This is a genomic window from Micromonospora sp. NPDC047812, from assembly GCF_040704175.1.
Lineage (GTDB): Bacteria > Actinomycetota > Actinomycetes > Mycobacteriales > Micromonosporaceae > Micromonospora.
This window is the reverse complement of record NZ_JBEYRY010000033.1, coordinates 1-1,930: the sequence shown is the minus strand read 5'-3', so window position 1 is coordinate 1,930 and position 1,930 is coordinate 1. Positions and strand designations below refer to the sequence as shown.

Genomic DNA, 1,930 nt, shown 5'->3' with positions numbered 1-1,930 from the left:
ACGTAGACGTCGTTGAGGGTGCCTTGGGTGAAGGCGACGATGTCGTCGCGTCCGTCGCCGGTGAAGTCCGTCGGCGAACCCGCCAGATACCGGCCACCCGTCGGTGACGTACCGCAGTTGTCGCTGACCAGGTACTTCTGGTGGTACTGGCCGGGATACGGCGCCAGCGACGTCCCGTTGATCACGATCGTCTGTCCCACGCCGTTGTAGAGCTGTTCGTAGTGGATGTGCGGCCCCGACGAGTTGCCGGTGCTGCCCGTGGTGCCGATCTGCTGGCCCTGCTGCACGTACGCCCCGTCGGGCACGGAGTAGGTGCTGAGGTGGAAGTAGTAGGTGGTCCAACCGCCGCCGTGGTCGATGACGATGTAGTTGCCGGCGCCGCTGGGCTGCGAGTACCGCCTGGCGACGCCCGCCGCCGAGGCGAGTTGCGGCGTGCCCGCGGTGGCACCTCCGTCGGCCCGCACGAAGTCCAGGGCCTGCCGGACCTCGGCGCTGTGGTGGTCGTAGGTCCACCGCTGCCCGCACGGGAACGGGGCCTTGAAGTTCGGTGCGGCGAGCGCGGGGGACGATGTCGCCACCGCGCCGGTCAGGACGCCCACCGCCAGGGTGAGCAGGGCGGCCAGGACGCGACGCGCCCCGGTCCTCGGATGCCGTGACATGGGTGACTCCCGTCAGGGAAGACTCGGATGGGCTGGGCGGGGAACGACGACGCGCCGCCGGCCGCGACGGGTGTCCGCGGCGGCGGCGCGTCGTACGACGAGGGGTCAGCCGGCGCGGCGCAGGCGGCCGAGCATCCCGTTGAGATCCTGGACGAAGATCTCGCGCCGGAAGTAGTGGCCGCCGGGGAGCTCACGCCACTCGTGCGGAATGCCGGCCCGGCCCAGGGCCGCCCGGAATTCGCGCTGACCGGCCAGCACCTGCGTCTCGTTGACGTAGTCGAACCAGTTGATCGGGTCGGGCGAGGTACCGGCGACCAGGAAGATGCGCTTGTTGCGGTAGCTCTCGATGCGCTGGACCGGGTTGTCGGCGGTGACCCGCGCCTCGTCCCACAGCGGCGCGCCGTAGACCGTGCCGCCACCGAGGTCCATCGCGGCCGAGGTGGTGTTGGCCCAGTGCACCACGAGGCCGAAGTCGCGGCGCAGGCTGGCCGGTCCGGAGTGGGAACTGACCGAGCAGAAGTGGCCGTAGTACTTCGCGGTGTACTTCAGGGCGCCGAACCCGCCCATCGAGAAGCCGGCGACGGCGCGGCCGTTGTACTCGGGGAAGGTGCGGAAGTTCGACTCGATCCAGGGCAGCAGCTGCGCGATGTGGAAGGTCTCCCAGTTGCGGGGACCGGTGTTGCTGCTGACCGGGTTCGAGTACCAGCCGGTGGAGGCGTCCGGCATGACGACGATGATCTCCCTGCCGGCGGTCAGGTTGATGATGTTGTCCTGCATGTGGAAGGTCCGGAAGTCGGCCGCCCCGCCGTGCAGCAGGTACAGCACGGGGTAGCGCTTGCCGCTGGTGTGGTAGCCGTCGGGCAGCAGGACGTTGACCGCCGGGTCCCACTCGATGGCGTCGGTGGCGAACCGGTAGTACTGCAGGCGGCCGCCGTTCTCGTTGCGGTCGACGATGCGCAGGCCGTGGCCGTCGCGGGCCGCGGACGCGGGCAGCGGTGCGGCGAGGGCGCCGGCGAACGTGCCGGCGGCGGCGACTCCCGCGGCGCCGGTCAGGAGCCGTCGGCGGCTGACGGGCCGGCGGGCGGCAGGGATGTTGTCCATGGATCCTCCATCGGGTGAGACTGCGCCGGGCGGACGAGAACCGCGGCGGGAAGCTTGCTGTCCACGCGGGACGGCTCAGAGGGTGGTTTCGCCGTTGAGGCCGAAGAAGTCGTGCCATTTGGTGCTGGGGTTGAAGCCGGTGCCGGTGGAGAGTCCGACGTAGACGTCGT

Annotated in this window: 2 protein-coding genes; both read right to left on the bottom strand. The window is 70.2% G+C overall.

Features of this window, described 5'->3' with window-relative positions:
* A partial coding sequence (locus AB0883_RS30730) for a M23 family metallopeptidase (RefSeq protein ID WP_366644764.1) occupies positions 1 to 659 on the bottom strand: 659 nt, incomplete at its 3' end.
* Positions 660 to 764: 105 nt separating this feature from the next.
* Positions 765 to 1,760, bottom strand: coding sequence for an esterase family protein (locus tag AB0883_RS30725; protein WP_366644763.1), 996 nt, complete (start codon positions 1,758 to 1,760; stop codon positions 765 to 767).
* Positions 1,761 to 1,930 lie beyond the last annotated feature (170 nt).

Coding starts and splice junctions, on each gene's coding strand:
- AB0883_RS30725 (WP_366644763.1), bottom strand. CDS start 1,760: ATGGACAACATCCCTGCCGCCCGCCGGCCCGTCAGCCGCCGACGGCTC.